The following is a 15711-nucleotide window of genomic DNA, read 5'->3' on the forward strand; positions in this document are numbered from 1 at the left end:
TCTGCGCATGAACGGCCTGATCGGACTCGACTGGGGTACTTCAAGCCTCCGCGCCTACCGTCTTGATGGCGCGGGGCGCATCGAGGAAACCCGCCACCGCCCATGGGGCCTGCGTCACTTGCCGGAGGGCGGCTTCGATGCGGCGCTCTCCGCCGTCACCAAGGGTTGGCCCGCATTGCCGCGGCTGGCCTGCGGCATGGTTGGCAGTCGCAATGGCTGGCGCGAAATGCCTTATCTCGACCTGCCCGCCGGCGCGGCGGAGATCGGCCACGCCCTGGGTCGACTGACGGCTGCCGACGGTATGGACGTCCATATCGCTCCCGGTCTGCGCGATCCGCACGGGCCGGACGTGATGCGTGGCGAGGAGACCCAACTGGTCGGCGCCCTGTCATTGCGTCCGGCGCTCGCCGGCACATCCAGCTGGATCCTGCCCGGCACGCACAGCAAGTGGGTCACGGTGCGCGACGGCAAGGTCACCGGTTTTCGCACCCTGATGACCGGCGAGCTGTTCGCGCTGCTGCAGCAGCATTCCATCCTCGGCACCGGAACCATTTCGGCCGCGGCAAACCCGGACGCTTTCGCGCGTGGCGTGGTGACGGCCCGCGACAGCGGCGCCGCCGGCGCGCTGAGCCGATTGTTCTCCGCCCGCACGCTGATGCTCGACGGCACGCTGGCGTCGGAAGGCGCGCCCGACTATCTGTCCGGCCTGCTGGTCGGCGAAGAGTTTCGTGCCGCGCTGGCCGATGGCCTCGCCCACCGCGACACGCCACTGCAATTGATCGGCGACGTGGCGCTCTGCGAACGCTACCGTCGCGCCGCCACGCATTTCGATATCGAACTGGACCCACCGCTGGAAGATGCCGCCGCCCACGGGTTGTGGCAGCTCGCCCTGCACGCTGGCCTGGTTCATCAGGCCCCCAAGGACATTGCATCATGCTGACCCCCTGGCTCACGCCGCTGCCGCTGGTGGCGATCCTGCGTGGATTGACACCCGACGAAGCAACGCCCGTCGGCCATGCCCTCGTCGACGCCGGCTTTCGCGTACTGGAAGTGCCGCTCAACTCCCCGCAGCCGCTGGACAGCATTGCCCAGCTCGCCGAAGCACTCGGCGACGACGTGCTGGTCGGCGCCGGCACCGTGATGAGCACGGCCGACGTCGAAGCCATCGCCGCCGTCGGTGGTCGCCTGATCGTGATGCCGCACGCTGACACCGCGGTGATCCGCGCTGCCAAGGCCGCCGGCCTGCTCTGCGTGCCCGGCGTGGCCACGCCCACCGAAGCCTTCGCCGCGCTGGCCGCCGGCGCCGACGGGCTGAAGCTGTTCCCGGCCGAACAGGCCGCGCCGGCCGTGCTCAAGGCCTGGCGCGCCGTGCTGCCACGCGACGTGCCGGTGCTGCCGGTCGGCGGCATCACGCCCGACAACATGGGCCCGTGGGTGGCCGCCGGCGCCGCCGGCTTCGGCATCGGCTCGGCACTGTACGCACACGGCCGCGGCCTGGACGACACCGCTTCCCGCGCCCGCGCCTTCGCGCAGGCCTGGCACTCGCTGAGTACGCACGCATGAAGATCACCGCCATCACCACCTTCCTCGTTCCGCCGCGCTGGTTGTTCCTGCGCATCGATACCGATGCCGGCATCAGCGGCTGGGGCGAGCCGGTCGTCGAGGGGCGCGCGCAGACCGTCGCCGCGGCCGTCGAGGAGTTGTCGACCTATCTGGTCGGCAAGGACCCGCGACATATCGAGGATCACTGGAACGTGCTCTATCGCGGCGGCTTCTATCGCGGCGGCCCGATCCTGATGAGCGCCATTGCCGGCATCGACCAGGCGCTGTGGGACATCAAGGGCAAGGACGTGGGCCGGCCGGTCTACGAACTGCTCGGCGGCCCGGTGCGCGATCGCATCCGCGTGTACTCGTGGGTGGGCGGCGACCGTCCGGCCGACACCGCCCGCGCGGCGAAAGATGCCGTGGCGCGCGGCTTCACCGCGGTGAAGATGAACGCCACCGAGGAAATGCAGTACGTCGACACGCACGCCAAGGTCGAGCGGGTGCTGGAGAACGTGCAGGCGATCCGCGACGCGGTGGGCGCGGACATCGGCATCGGCCTGGATTTCCACGGCCGCGTGCACAAGCCGATGGCCAAGGTGCTGATGCGCGAACTGCTGCCCTACAAGCTGATGTTCATCGAGGAGCCGGTGCTGTCCGAACACCTGGAATGCCTGCCCGAACTGGCGGCGATCTCGCCCGCGCCGATCGCACTGGGCGAGCGCCTGTATTCGCGCTACGACTTCAAGCGCGTGCTGCAGACCGGTGGCGTGGACATCATCCAGCCCGATCCCTCGCACGCCGGCGGCATCACCGAAACGCGCAAGATCGCGGCAATGGCCGAGGCCTACGACGTGGCGCTGGCGTTGCACTGTCCGCTCGGCCCAATCGCGCTGGCGGCGAACCTGCAGCTGGATGCGGTATGCCACAACGCGTTCATCCAGGAACAAAGCCTGGGCATCCACTATAACGCCACCAACGATCTGCTCGACTACGTGAGCGACAGCGGTGTATTCGCCTATGCCGACGGCTACGTGGCAATGCCCAAGGGTCCCGGCTTGGGCATCGAGGTGAACGAAGCCTATGTGGTCGAGCGCGCCAAGATCGGCCACCAGTGGCACAACCCGATCTGGCGTCATGACGACGGCAGCGTGGCGGAATGGTGAGCAACGTGACCACCCAGTACGCCAACTACCCCAGCCTGCGCGATCGCAGCGTGCTGATCAGCGGCGGTGCCACCGGCATCGGCGCGGCCTTCGTCGAACACTTCGCGCGGCAAGGCGCCAGGGTAGCCTTCCTCGACCGTGACGAAGCCGGCGCGCAAGCGCTGCTCGCCACGCTGGAGGACGTGACGCACGCCCCGCACTTCCTGCCTTGCGACGTGACCGACCTGGCGGCACTGCAACGCGCCATCGACGCAGCGCGCAAGCAGATCGGTCCGATCGCAGTGCTGGTCAACAATGCCGCCAACGACGCCCGCCACGGGCTGGATGACATCGATGCCGCCGCGTTCGAGCGCAACGTGGCGGTGAACCTGCGCCACCAGATCTTCGCCACGCAGGCGGTGATTCCGGACATGCACGGACTCGGCGGCGGGTCGATCATCTGCCTCGGCTCCACCGGCTGGATGAAGAAGAACGCCGGCTACCCGCTGTACGCGATGGCCAAGGCTGCGATCCACGGCTTCGTCAACGGCATGGCCCGCGAGCTCGGCCAGCAACGCATCCGCATCAACGCACTGGTACCCGGCTGGGTGATCACCGAAAAGCAGCGCACGCTGTGGCTGGACGCCGAAGGCGAAGCCGAGATCGCGCGCGTGCAATGCATGCCTGGCTATCTGATGGCCGACGATCTGGCGCGAATGGCGCTCTTCCTCGGCGCCGACGACAGCCGCATGTGCACCGGCCAGGATTTCATCGTCGACGGCGGCTGGGTATGAATTCGTCGCCCGCTCCCATGCAGACCGTACTGGAAGCGGGCAATGTGCTGGGCGAGGGCATCGTCTGGTGCGACCGGGCGCAGGCGTTGTACTGGACCGATATCCAGGCCGGCACGCTGTGGCGCCACGCACCGGCCAGCGGCGAAACGCAGCATTGGGTCTTGCCCGAACGCCTCGCCTCATTCGCGTTGTGCGAAGCCGATGGCTGGCTGCTGCTGGCACTGGCTTCGCGACTGGCTTTCTTTCGCCTCGCCGACGGCGCACTGCATACCGTGTGCGAGGTCGAATCTGGCCTGCCCACGCGTTGCAATGATGGCGCCTGCGATCGCCAGGGCCGCTTCGTCTTCGGCACCCTGCACGAACCCGCCGGCCGCGGGCCGAAGCAGGCCATCGGCGGTTTCTGGCGACTCGATGCCGATCTCTCGCTGCAGCGTCTGCCGCTGGAAAGCGTGGCGATCAGCAACAGCCTCGCCTTCAGTCCCGACGGTGGCACCCTGTACTACTGCGATTCCCCCACGCGCATCATCCGTTGCTGCGAGTACGGCGACACCGTCGGCCCATCGCGCAACTTCGTCGACCTGCGCGGCATCAGCGGCGAGCCGGACGGCTCTTGCGTCGATGCCGACGGCGGTTTGTGGAACGCACAATGGGGCATGGGCCGCGTGGTGCGTTACCACCCCGACGGCCGCGAGGATCGCGTGATCCCGGTGCCGGCACGCCAACCCACGCGACCGGCCCTCGGCGGTGCGGCGCTCGATACACTCTATGTCACCAGCGCGCGCGACGGGCTCGACGAGGTCGCGCTCGCGCGCGACCCGCTGGCCGGCGCGCTGTTTGCCGCTCGCATCGACGCGCGCGGCTTGCCTGAACCTCGCTTTGCCGGCAGGCCGCCAATGGGCGGCACTCCGTGATCCGATTCATGCTTGTGAATGCCTCGACCTCGCTCGTCATCCCAGCTTTCGCTGGAATGACGGGCAAAAAAACCGGTTGATCGAACCATCACAAACGATGCTGCACCAACGCCATTCCTCGGGGAGAGATCGATGAACGCCACCGCACCACCCGCTGCCACCCACTCGAAAGCCACCGCCGTTTTCACCTGCATACTCGCCGCCCTGGCCGGACTGATGTTCGGCCTGGATGTCGGCGTCATTTCCGGCGCACAGCAATTCATCCAGAAAGACTTCGCCATCAGCGACCACACCATCGAATGGGTGGTCAGCAGCATGATGGCCGGCGCGGCGGTGGGTGCGCTGGGCGCAGCCTGGATGTCGTCGGCATTGGGACGCAAGCGCTCGCTGATCATCGGTGCGGTGTTGTTCGTGATCGGCTCGATTCTGTGCGGCACGGCCGGCTCACCCGCCATCCTCATCGTGGGCCGGATCGTTCTTGGCGTGGCCATCGGCATCGCCAGTTTCACCGCGCCACTGTACCTGGCCGAGATCGCGCCGGAAAAAATCCGCGGCGCGATGATCTCGCTGTACCAGTTGATGATCACCATCGGCATCCTGGTGGCATTCCTGTCCGACACCGCCTTCAGCTACACCGGCAACTGGCGCTGGATGCTGGGCGTCATCGCCATTCCCGGCGTGCTGTTTCTGTTCGGCGTGGTGTTCCTGCCACGCAGCCCGCGCTGGTTGATGATGCGCGGCCAGCACGAAGAGGCCGAACGCGTGCTGCACAAGCTGCGCGCCGACAAGGGCGCCGTCGCGCTGGAGCTGGCCGAGATCACCGAACAGCTGAAGGTGCCGCAGCGTGGCTTCCACCTGTTCTTCCAGAACCGCAATTTCCGTCGTTCGGTCGGCCTGGGCATCGTGCTGCAGGTGATGCAGCAGCTCACCGGCATGAACGTGGTGATGTACTACGCGCCGCGCATTTTCCAGGGCATGGGCTACAACACCGAATCGCAATTGTGGTTCACCGCCATCGTGGGCCTGACCAACGTGCTGGCCACCTTCATCGCGATCGCCTTCGTCGACAAGCTCGGTCGCAAGCCGATCCTGTATGCGGGCTTCGTGGTGATGACCATCGGCTTGGGCATCGTCGGCACCATGATGCATCTGGGCATCCACACCCACGCCGAGCAATTGTTCACCGTCGGCATGTTGCTGATCTTCATCATCGGCTTCGCGATGTCCGCCGGCCCGCTGATCTGGACCGTATGTTCGGAAATCCAGCCATTGAAGGGCCGCGATTTCGGCATCGGCTGCTCCACCATCACCAACTGGGTGGCCAACATGATCGTGGGCGGCACCTTCCTCAGCCTGCTCAACGGCATCGGCGACGCCGGCACTTTCTGGCTCTACGCCGCCTTCAACGCCGTGTTCATCCTGCTCACCTTCTGGCTGGTGCCGGAAACCAAGAACATCTCGCTGGAGCACATCGAGCGCAACCTGATGGCCGGCAAGCCGCTGCGCCGGATCGGGCAGTAAGCCGATGGGCATGCTGCCGCCTGCCGTGACCCACACGCACAACGGTGCACGGAAGCACCGGAGGGTCGCGCTGGTTGCCCTGTTGCTTGCTGCGCTGGGCGTGGCACCCGGCCACGTCCGCGCCGGCGAGACCTTCACCAACCCGTTGCTGCCCTCGGGACCCGACCCGTGGGTGGCGCAACATGACGGCACCTACTACTACACCAACACGCTGGGCGACCGCATCGCCTTGTGGAAGACACGCGACATGGGGCGCCTGGCACAGGCGCCCGTCACCGTGGTCTGGCGCGCCCCGGCCAGCGGGCCGGGTTCGGCGTCGGTATGGGCGGCGGAGCTGCACTTCCTCGATGGCAAGTGGTACCTGTACTTCACCGCCGCCGACAAGGCGCACGACGACGACGCCCATCGCCATCTGTACGTACTGGAAAACGCCTCGCCCGATCCCACCACGGGACACTGGACCTCGCGTGGCATGCTGAAAACCGGCTACAACGGCATCGATGGCACCGTGTTCCAGTTGCGCGGCAAGCTGTACTTCGTCTACTCCGCCTACGTCGGCGACCACAGCGATCTGGTGATCGCGCCGATGAGCAACCCGTGGACGCTGGCGGCACCGCAAGTCGATATCGCTCATCCCACATATGCGTGGGAGATGCACGGCGGACGCAAGATCCTCGAGGGACCGGAGTTTCTCAAGGGACCGACCGGCAAGCTGTTCCTCAGCTACTCGGCCAGCGCCTGTTGGTCCGATCATTACGCGTTGGGCCTGCTCAGCGCCGCGCCGGACGCCGACCCGCTCGACCCTGCGTCGTGGCACAAGTCGCCACAGCCGGCATTCGCCGAGTCACCGGCCAACGGCGTATTCGCACCCGGCCACAACGGCTTCTTCAAATCGCCCGACGGCAAGCAGACGTGGATCATCTACCACGCCAACAGCGGCCCCGGCTGGAAGTGCGGTCCGCGCCGCTCGCCACGCATGCAACAAGTGCACTGGCGCGCGAATGGCACGCCTGACTTCGGCGTGCCGGTGAAGGCGGGCGTGCCGATGGCGGTGCCATCGGGACAAACGACCAAGCCGTGACATTCAAGGCGAGTGCGGCGGCACGCCGCGCTCGCCTTGGTCTGTTCAGCCCAAACTCTTCACGATCACATCTGCGAGCAGGATGCGACTTCGCAGCCAGTTCAGATCAATGATGGATCTCGACGACGCAATCAACTACTTTCAGCATGCATCGCGCTGCGGAAGTCACGCATTCGGCCCACTCTCGGCAATTGCACCCGAACGATCGATCTGCAAATAGTCGATGTCCAACGCGTGCCCTTCGCCACCCAGCGTGATCGTGTGATCACCGGAATGCAGCGTCGTGTGGAACGTGGTCACGTGCCAGCCATCATGGTCGCCATGATCATCGCCAGCGTCGATGGCGTGCCCATCGACACGCATCAGCGGCTTCGTGGTGAAGCCAAGGTCCTGCCAACGTACGCGCAACGATTTTGGCCCGGACGTAGCGACATGCACGGTGAAATCGAGCCGACCTTGCGGCCATGCAGCTACACGCGCCTTGCTCCGGTTCGATGCGGTGGAATCACCGATCTGCACGGCCCAGTGGCGCGCAGCGTCTTCCGCCTCGTAACGATCGAAACGGGCCGGAGCGGTGGCATACAGGATGACATTGTCACCCGCTTCAGCCGGTGCCTTGGCCGTGGATGACGAAGTGATGTGCAGCAAGGAGCCATTCTTCTGCAGCAACAACGCCTGGGTCCAGCCCGCATGAATGTTGCCGGTCTGCTTCTGCACCGGCGCCGGCGCCTCCCACCACGGGCCGCGACCAAGATCGTTGTTCCAGTACATCGAGCGGCCGCCGGGATCGCCACCACCGCCGGCACGCTCCGCCAGCACCACGATGACGCCGTCGTGCCCGCCCACGGGTAGCCACTTCACGATCGGTGACGCCGCCGGCCATGCGCCAGCTTCCGTCTGCACTGGCGTGCCGCGCTTGGAGGCATCGCCCCAATCCAGGCCATCCCGACTGAACTTCAGGTAGACGTGACCATTCTGCGGTCCGTCAATGTCCTCGTAACTCATCACGTAACGACCATCCGGCAAACGGTCGACCACGGCCATGCCGGGGCGCTCCACGCCGCCGGGAATCGCCACGTCGACATGCTCTGCTCCCCAGGTTCGACCACCGTCGCGCGAGACCTTGTGCGCCAGAAGTTGGTTGAACCCTTCGGCCTTGTGCTGCTCGCTGGAGTAGTACGCCACCATGCGGCCATCGTCGAGGATATGGATATTCGGCTCCCACACCCCCTTGTTGTCCTTGTCCGACGGATTGCCACCGCCACGCACAATGGAACCGCGGTAATGCCAGCTATGCCCCTGATCTGTGGATGCATAAAGCTGCAAGTCCTCGCTGATCAACCGCCCTTTCGCATTATTGCCGGTGGCATTGGCGGCCAACAGTACGGTGCCAGCCTTCAACGGGCCACTGGCGCGGGGCATCTCGGTGATGTTCGGCTGCCAGCGCAATTGCCAGTGGTGATCGCCATGATGAGGCTGATCCGTAACGTCCTGCATGAATTGCCAGTGCGCACCATCGTCAAGGCTTTGATAGAGCGGGACACCCCCATTCAGGGGGCGCTGCTCGAAAACCAGCAGCAGCCGGCCATTGGCTGATGCATCGGACTGGTGCGACAAGCGCACCACCGAGGGGTAGCCTGTGCCTGCAGCCAGATGCATTCCCGAAGCACCGCTATCGCCGGACGCGGTAGCGGTGCCGGCCATACCCATCATCAATGCCACTACGAACACGCTGTGCTGCATCGCTGATTTCACGAACAACCTCCTGCTGCTTCATTGATGAACTGGCTGCCCCATTACCAGCACCTCCGCCTCGCACCCATTTGAAAGATTCATCGGGTAGGGAGCCGGAATCCTCCGGCCCCCTCCCACACCACCGTACGTGCGGTTCCGCATACGGCGGTTCCTGTCGACCCTACCATCCATGGGGATGGCAGAGCAGTGAGCTTGTTTCGTTCGTCGTGTCGCCTGTCGTCCTATGAACACCTGGATCACCTTCCGGACTACTGGCCCTTCCAGTACTGACCCCAGGCTCCCGACTTTCGTCGGAACTTCTGCCCAAGACGCGCAGAGATCACGCGTGACTTACCACTCGTGACAGGTTCGGCCCTTCAGTCATACCGCACCTACTATGGCCTCTGCTGACTTCTCGCTCCGCCTTGCAGCGTCGCCCTTTCAGGCACGAGGCGAGATCTCCCCGGGTATGACGCACCTGCCTTCCCGCTTATGCCTGTCGGATATACGTCACGTTGTCTGTGCAAGTACCGGGCTTTGGCAATTTTGGCTACCTCACCCCAACGTCCCGCCTCGTATCCGCTTCCTGTTCGTCAGGCCAGCGTTTTGCTTCCGGCTTCCTCCAGACGCCCAGTCACCTGAGATGCCCTTGCCTTCCGCTAATCCTTCCCCTTGCCGGGTGGATAGAGGACTTTCACCTCCAAGCAGGTGCGCCCTGCCGGGCGCACCAAAAAAAGGGGGCGTATATTCCGCCCCCAAATGGGGAGACCTTACAAAGAGATTGAACTGCTTCGCCACCAGCCATGCGCGGGGGAATTTACGGTTGCAGGCGATCCTTGCTTTAACGCGAATACGCTCCATTGCGACTCAGGCGATAAACACGGACATAATCGAAATCCATGGTGAAGCCTGCAGTGTTCTGGGCTGCTATACCAATCTGTGGAGCCGCTCCGGCAGCCTCGCTTTTCAGGTGACGCCAGGTACCACCCTTGGTCCAGGCCTGACCGTCGGGTGAGGTATAAGCCGTGTAGTCCTGATCACCACTCCGTGTTTCATGCATGACAATGCGCAGCCAGGTAGTCGGGCCCACCGGACCCACGCTCTGATGGTCGTAGGTGGGGTATCCCGCGGGGACCGGACCCATCTGTTTGCCAAATTCGGACTGGCGCGTGTCGTATTCGGGAAAGACATCGAGCTTGATGCTGTTCTGATCATCAAAATAAATGAACAGGGCACCCTGCGCGAAGTTGTAGCAGCAGGAGTCGTCAAACGGAACGCTGCTGGTCAGTTTGGTCTCGACCATCCAGTCGCCCTTGGCGGGGGCTGCCTCGCCGAGTATCGATACGCCTTGGGCATCACTGTTTTCGTCGGGACCATGGGTAGCAACCTGGTAGGCGCCTCCCGCAAGCACGTAGCTGTTGTCCGCACCGGGGTGGATGAAGTGCCACTGGTGAGATAGCGTGCCACCATCAAATTCGTCTGACAGTGCGGCGATCTCCTTGCCGGGTTCAACCGCCGGCACCGGCGCATCCGGGATCAAGCGATCAAGCTGCCAAGGCTGTGCCGCAGGAGCTGGTTGCGGGCGTGTAGACGCCCAACGGCCAGCGCGCACCTGCGGCCATCCCTTTATCCATTCGATACGATCAATCAATACCGGACGCCGTGTGAAGCCCGCAAACCCCTTGAAATAGGGATGCTTGCGATTGATCGCGTGGTAGAGCATGTAGTCGTGGCCGGCGTCATCGGTGAACACCATGTTTCCGCCGGGCCCGGCCCACTTGTTGCCATTGGGGGCAATCGCCACCTCGCCACCCGGGTCGAAACTGTTCAACGCCACGCCATTCTGGTCAAGGAACGGCCCTTCCGGGGTGCGGGCACGCCCCACACGAACGCCGTATCCGCTGAGCGGCCCATTGCAGCAACTGGATGTCGAAAGAAATAGGTAGTAGTAACCCGCGTGCTCGAAGAAGCTGCCGCCTTCGAAGTAATTGTCAACGGCAAGTTGCTTTTCACTCGAGGCATCCGAATGCAAGCCATCTGCCGACAGCTTGCGGATACTTATGCCGCCATCAAAACTGCCGTAGGAGATATAGCGTTGCCCGGTGGGACCCTGCACCACATCCGGATCGATCACCGCTCGTCCGGGAGATCCGTTATAGGGATTGTTCTCCGGCGGCAACACCGGCGAGCCACTATCGGTCCAGGGGCCGGCAGGACTGTCGCTGGTAGCTACGCCGATCGCGCTGCCTCCAGCCAATGTGTTCGGCGCGACGTAATAAAGGTAGTACCGGCCGTTGAAATGCTTTACCACCGGAGCCCACAACTGATCCGTTGCGCTGCCGACCCATTGAGGCGTGCGCTGGAAAGCATCGCCAAGATACTTCCAGTGAATCAGGTCAACCGAGCGATATGTCGGGATGAGATGGTTGTTGAGACCACCGCTGCCATTGACGTCGTTCGCATTGAGCGGGTCACCCGTGCAATACAAATACCAGAGATCCCCACCGAAGGACTTCTGCTTGTAAATGGCAGGGTCGGGACAACTGGTTGCCGGCCCTTTTGGCGTATCCAGTTGAAGGGGGTTTTTGTAAGTCCGGGAAAGCAACCCCAATTGCAGCAGATCCTGTGGCGATTCAGCTGAAGCGGTAGCTGACGAAGCCAATAAGGGGTCGAGCACCAGCAACAGTGCCAGACATATTGTCTTGGAAGATGGATGGAAAATTTTCATGGACAACTCCTGACCTTGGATGCGCCATGAAGAGGCGCGCCGGATGGTTCAAATCGCTAAACCCACTACTTCGTCCGCGTGTTTTCAGAACCTTTCTGCCACGGCCACTCCATGTTGAAAGCATTTCCTTGAACAGAAAGCCTCCGTGCCTTTGATGTCACGGACAACCAAAAAGCTTGAGTGGAATGTGCTCGGCCATCGCCCGATAGCCGGCATCGCTCGGATGCAGGTCATCACCACTGTTGAAAGCAGCCTTGAGCCTCTCTGGATGCGCTGGATCGCGCATGAAGGCGTCAAAATCGACCACTCCGTCAAACCCCGCCGAGCGGCGAATCCAGGCGTTGATCTTTTCGCGCGCGGCCTCGCCCTGCGCCGTATAGGTTCGTGTGGTCTGTTCAAACGGCAGCACGGTTCCGCCGAAAACCAGCAAGCCCTTTGCATGTGCCATCGCTATGATTTTTTTCTGTGCCGCAATCACCGGATCGGCCAGAGCCGCAGCTGAGGGGGTGGGCTGATGCCTGGCGCGCGCATCGATTGTCGAGAGCCCAATGTCATTGATGCCACCGAGCAAAAACACATAACGCACCCCGGGAACATCCAGTACATCGTGGCCAACTCGCTGGTCCATCGCATGGCCAAGTCCAAATGTGCCGCGAGATGCAGCCACCTGGTTGCCATCGATGCCCGCATTGAGCACGGGCCGAGAGCACTTTGCCACGTCGAGACGATCCTGCAGTATGTCGGTCCAGCCGGTCATAGCGCTGGACCGATACCCGTTGGTAATGGAATCACCCAAAGCGACCACGGCCTTGGCTGGGGTGGTAGTCGCCACATCGATCCGGGTCAACCAGGCGATGCCCGAGACATTGTCGGCGTCGTTCATCGCTGCGGCATCGGTACGGTCGCCTTGGCCCGAAATAAACTGCATCACGCGGGAATCCGGATGCCAAGTCTGCACTTTGGCAGATCCGGCTACGTACAGGCTCACACCCAGTTGCTCCCCGGCTTGAACCCGTTCGTTGACTGCATCACTGACAAGCTGGCGCCCCGGCGCCAGTACAGCTTGTCGCTTTCCCCCAAACAGTACTTGGCGCAAGCTGTCTTTCGACAACGTGGAGCCCACGGCGAGCCTGCCAATGGACACTGAATCAATCGTCACCGGTGTATCGCCAAAGCGGTTATCCAGCACCAGGCGCAAACGTTCGCCCGCACTCCCCACGCGCACCGTCTCGCGCAAGGTCTGATTCGACACAGAGAGGGCTCGCTGCGGACCGATCACGCTATTCGCGGGTGTCGGCGAACGCAGCATGGCGGCACTCCAGGCGCCCACCCAATGCAGAGTGCCCGATGGCCCGGCCACAGCGCACGCAACTGTCGCAGTTGCCATCAAGGCACCGAAAAGAACGAGACGTGAGACTGGTTTCATGTTCAAGACCTTGTAAATCCAGCCATCACCTGACTGCATTCCGATTCAGCCAAGCGCAACCAATCCTTCCGTCAAAGATTTCAGCACTGGGATCGAATGAGAAGTCAATGTGACTTCGCCTCGACGTCACCCGATGGCAATGAAACCGCTTTGCCGGCCTCCAGGGGTTGACCGAGGCTGGGGGCGCCGCGGCTGTCAAAATGCATCGGCTGCATGCGGATGTCGCGACAGCGGTAAGCAGGATTGCAATCGAGCCGCTCGATGGCGTGATACACGTTCCACCACTGGCGCCCGTCTGGTGACGGCACAAACACCACGGAGCCAGGTCCATAGACCGTGCCGTGATGGTCGAAGATCGGTCCGGACTTGGTCCAGGCCGATGGTTTCAACGGTGAGGCCCCGGGTACGAGTGTCAGCAAACCCACCGCATAATCATCGGAAATCCAGCTCGCGCTGGCCGAATAGGTGATGTACGTGCGCCCGTTGCGGGTGTAGCCGACCGGCCCTTCCTGGATCGGTTTGCCACGCGTTTCCCACGACTCTGTTGGAGTGGAAAGCGCGACTGTGGCCCCGGCGACATGCAAAGGATCGCGCATCTGCGCCAGGCAGATCCGTTGTGGAAAACGCGAGTCCGCGTAATTGGTGCACGACCAGGTTAGGTCGAGCTTTCCGTCGGCGTCTGTGAACACGTCTGGGTCGATGGCCCAGTGCCCGCTCGATTCCGCCAGACGCCCATGCGGATAGCCGGTATCAGCCTCTCTGAACGGGCCTTCCGGCCGCTCGGCCTCGAGCACGTACAGCCGGTGATGGTCGTTGTCACCATCATCGGCCGCGTAATAGATGTACCAACGACCATCGATATGGTGCAGCTCGGGAGCCCATATCTCATGGGCATTCGGTGCATCCGCAGAAGTGTGATTCCAGACGCCAATCCACGGAGCGATCGCCAGTCCGGACAGACTGCGCGAGTGCTTGATGCAGATGTCGGCCACCCCGCAATTGGAGGCCGAGTAGTAATAGACGCCACCGACCTGCGTGACCCAGGGGTCACCACCCGCAAACAACGGATTGGTGAAAGTCGGGCCCTTTGTCGTCGACGCAACCACCGGTAGCGTCAAGATCAACGCGGCAGTCATCCAGGTTGCCACCGACAGGCACCGCCTCCATGCCGGCTTCCGGACGCGCATCTGCCCACCACGAGATCGTGGCTGTTTCAGAAGGAAGACAGGCAGATGCATGTCAGGAGCGCCCGATCAGAACTTCATGCGCACGCCCAAGCCCACGGACCGGTCCTGGTAACGATAATCCTGTGGCAGGATCGTGCCCGGCCCCGCGAAGGACTGGAAGTGAGCGTTGGTCAGGTTGGTGGCATTCAGCACCACGGTCAGGTTTTTGCTGATGTCGTAGCTGAGCGAAAGATCAAGCATATTGGCCGGCTTGTCGTACATCTGCGCATTGTTGCCAATGACGCTGGAGGCTGCCAGGAAGAATTCCGGATAGCGGCTGCGATAGTCGTATGCCAACCGTGCAGAGAACCCGTACTTCTCGTACATCAACACCAGGTTGTAATTGTTCTTCGAAACGTTCTGGAACGATGTGGTGATGTATCCCGTGCCATCGATCGCCGGCGTCTTGAGCGAGCTGTCGATATAAGTGTAGTTGGCCTGAAAGCCCAACCCGCTCCACGCACCCGGAAGAAAAGTAAAGAACTGTTGATAAGCCAGCTCGACACCGTCCAGATGTCCGGCACCGGAACTCTTCGGCCCCGAAATCAGATACTCGGTGCCGTTGATGGTTTCCTCTGCCGAGTAGTTTTCGATGTACCCGGAAATGTCGTGATAGAACACGCCGCCGGTCAACGAGCTGGCCTCGCCGAAATACCATTCCAGCGTGGCGTCATAGCTGTTGGACTTGGTCGGCTTGAGGTTCGGATTGCCGCCACCTCCCGTAGCAATGGTGTTGGCCGTGGCCGGGCTCAGGGTCAAGGATGGATTCAGGCTGCCGAAAGCCGGATAGCTGATCGTCTTGCCGGCCGACAGCCTCATCTGCAAGTCGTTGGTGAAATGCAGGTTGAAGGTTGCGTTCGGCAGCCACTGCGTTGCGCTCGTGTTGAGGCCGATCGGCGAATACACGTTGGAGGCAGTGTCGTAGGTGTAGGCACCCAGGTTGCGCTTGATCTTTTCGGCCCGCATGCCAACCACGCCGTCGAACGGAATACCGAACAATTCGTTGCCGTAATTGATCTGCGCATAGGCCGAGTATTTCTTCTCGGTGATGTCGAAATACTGCCCCTGCTGTGCCGGCAGCTTGCCGTCGGCCACGCCGTAGTATTCGCGCAAGGCATTCTGATTTTTCATCAGGTAGTTGTAGCAACCGCTGAGCGCGCCGCCAGGCACCGAAGAGTCGGTGGGAATCGGGCAGAAGTAGTTCGAACCGAACAGATTGAAGACATTATTGGTCGGATTCGGAGCCCCATTCGGTAGATAGGCTCCACCCGGAGGTGCCTGGTCATAGAACGCACCCTCGGCGGTAGCCTTGGTATTCGCATAGCGCAAACCGAAGTCGATCGAACTGACGAGGTCTCCACCGAAGTAATAGTTGCCATCCCCGCGCCACGCCCATTCCGTGGCCTTGTTGTTGCTCCACTGCTGATAAAGGCCGTTGAGGTAGTAATTCTTCGGATTCGACTGTGGATTGCCGACCAAGCCCCACGTATCGGGGTAGTTGTAATAAGTCGTCAGCGGCGTGTTGTGGCTCTCTCTCGATTCGTGTGGTTGACCTTTACCCGACCACCTGTTGAGCCGCATGCGTCCACGGGTTTTTCGGCAG

Annotated in this window: 12 protein-coding genes; 7 read left to right on the top strand and 5 right to left on the bottom strand. The window is 62.5% G+C overall.

Going from position 1 to position 15711, the window contains the following annotated elements:
* The first annotated feature begins 7 nt into the window (after nucleotides 1–7).
* The 7 genes from AB7849_RS16985 (at nucleotide 8) to AB7849_RS17015 (ending at nucleotide 6994) form a co-directional block, all read left to right on the top strand.
* Entirely contained in the window at nucleotides 8–940 is a 933-nt protein-coding gene (locus tag AB7849_RS16985; protein WP_369501426.1) for a 2-dehydro-3-deoxygalactonokinase, read from the top strand.
* Nucleotides 934–1563 carry a 2-dehydro-3-deoxy-6-phosphogalactonate aldolase gene (locus tag AB7849_RS16990; protein WP_369501427.1) on the top strand — a complete coding sequence of 210 codons (630 nt, stop codon included), beginning with the start codon at nucleotides 934–936 and terminating at the stop codon, nucleotides 1561–1563. Before AB7849_RS16985 ends, AB7849_RS16990 begins: the two co-directional genes overlap by 7 nt.
* The gene (gene dgoD, locus AB7849_RS16995; RefSeq protein ID WP_147626368.1) at nucleotides 1560–2708 is read left to right on the top strand and encodes a galactonate dehydratase; all 1149 of its coding nucleotides are present in this window, start codon (nucleotides 1560–1562) and stop codon (nucleotides 2706–2708) included. The genes AB7849_RS16990 and dgoD overlap by 4 nt, the downstream gene beginning before the upstream one ends.
* Nucleotides 2702–3481 (top strand): SDR family NAD(P)-dependent oxidoreductase, encoded by a 780-nt coding sequence (locus AB7849_RS17000; protein ID WP_008211101.1) that lies wholly within the window; start codon nucleotides 2702–2704, stop codon nucleotides 3479–3481. Before dgoD ends, AB7849_RS17000 begins: the two co-directional genes overlap by 7 nt.
* Nucleotides 3478–4392 (top strand): SMP-30/gluconolactonase/LRE family protein, encoded by a 915-nt coding sequence (locus tag AB7849_RS17005; RefSeq protein WP_369501428.1) that lies wholly within the window; start codon nucleotides 3478–3480, stop codon nucleotides 4390–4392. The genes AB7849_RS17000 and AB7849_RS17005 overlap by 4 nt, the downstream gene beginning before the upstream one ends.
* Before the next feature lie 132 nt (nucleotides 4393–4524).
* Nucleotides 4525–5913, top strand: coding sequence for a sugar porter family MFS transporter (locus tag AB7849_RS17010; RefSeq protein ID WP_008208183.1), 1389 nt, complete (start codon nucleotides 4525–4527; stop codon nucleotides 5911–5913).
* A 10-nt stretch (nucleotides 5914–5923) separates the two neighbouring features.
* Complete coding sequence (locus tag AB7849_RS17015; protein ID WP_157617993.1) at nucleotides 5924–6994, top strand: glycoside hydrolase family 43 protein; 1071 nt, start codon at nucleotides 5924–5926, stop codon at nucleotides 6992–6994.
* A gap of 165 nt (nucleotides 6995–7159) precedes the next feature.
* On the opposite strand, the gene AB7849_RS17020 is transcribed toward AB7849_RS17015, so the two are convergent.
* From AB7849_RS17020 to AB7849_RS17040, 5 genes are all read right to left on the bottom strand, one after another.
* Nucleotides 7160–8749, bottom strand: a complete 1590-nt coding sequence (locus AB7849_RS17020) for a sialidase family protein (RefSeq protein WP_237711746.1) — start codon at nucleotides 8747–8749, stop codon at nucleotides 7160–7162.
* An 820-nt stretch (nucleotides 8750–9569) separates the two neighbouring features.
* Nucleotides 9570–11456, bottom strand: coding sequence for a family 43 glycosylhydrolase (locus AB7849_RS17025; RefSeq protein ID WP_081491690.1), 1887 nt, complete (start codon nucleotides 11454–11456; stop codon nucleotides 9570–9572).
* Nucleotides 11457–11613: 157 nt separating this feature from the next.
* Nucleotides 11614–12765 carry a GDSL-type esterase/lipase family protein gene (locus tag AB7849_RS17030; RefSeq protein ID WP_369501429.1) on the bottom strand — a complete coding sequence of 384 codons (1152 nt, stop codon included), beginning with the start codon at nucleotides 12763–12765 and terminating at the stop codon, nucleotides 11614–11616.
* 221 nt (nucleotides 12766–12986) lie between these two features.
* Nucleotides 12987–14018 carry a glycoside hydrolase family 43 protein gene (locus tag AB7849_RS17035; RefSeq protein ID WP_008208172.1) on the bottom strand — a complete coding sequence of 344 codons (1032 nt, stop codon included), beginning with the start codon at nucleotides 14016–14018 and terminating at the stop codon, nucleotides 12987–12989.
* Nucleotides 14019–14135: 117 nt separating this feature from the next.
* Nucleotides 14136–15711, bottom strand: a 1576-nt coding sequence (locus AB7849_RS17040; RefSeq protein WP_369501430.1) for a TonB-dependent receptor, incomplete at its 5' end; no start/stop codon positions are given.

Origin of the sequence: Rhodanobacter sp. FW021-MT20 (assembly GCF_041107475.1) — a bacterium.
Taxonomy (GTDB): domain Bacteria; phylum Pseudomonadota; class Gammaproteobacteria; order Xanthomonadales; family Rhodanobacteraceae; genus Rhodanobacter_A; species Rhodanobacter_A glycinis.

Coding starts and splice junctions, on each gene's coding strand:
- AB7849_RS16985 (WP_369501426.1), top strand. CDS start 8: ATGAACGGCCTGATCGGACTCGACTGGGGTACTTCAAGCCTCCGCGCC.
- AB7849_RS16990 (WP_369501427.1), top strand. CDS start 934: ATGCTGACCCCCTGGCTCACGCCGCTGCCGCTGGTGGCGATCCTGCGT.
- dgoD (WP_147626368.1), top strand. CDS start 1,560: ATGAAGATCACCGCCATCACCACCTTCCTCGTTCCGCCGCGCTGGTTG.
- AB7849_RS17000 (WP_008211101.1), top strand. CDS start 2,702: ATGGTGAGCAACGTGACCACCCAGTACGCCAACTACCCCAGCCTGCGC.
- AB7849_RS17005 (WP_369501428.1), top strand. CDS start 3,478: ATGAATTCGTCGCCCGCTCCCATGCAGACCGTACTGGAAGCGGGCAAT.
- AB7849_RS17010 (WP_008208183.1), top strand. CDS start 4,525: ATGAACGCCACCGCACCACCCGCTGCCACCCACTCGAAAGCCACCGCC.
- AB7849_RS17015 (WP_157617993.1), top strand. CDS start 5,924: ATGCTGCCGCCTGCCGTGACCCACACGCACAACGGTGCACGGAAGCAC.
- AB7849_RS17025 (WP_081491690.1), bottom strand. CDS start 11,456: ATGAAAATTTTCCATCCATCTTCCAAGACAATATGTCTGGCACTGTTG.
- AB7849_RS17030 (WP_369501429.1), bottom strand. CDS start 12,765: ATGCTGCGTTCGCCGACACCCGCGAATAGCGTGATCGGTCCGCAGCGA.
- AB7849_RS17035 (WP_008208172.1), bottom strand. CDS start 14,018: ATGACTGCCGCGTTGATCTTGACGCTACCGGTGGTTGCGTCGACGACA.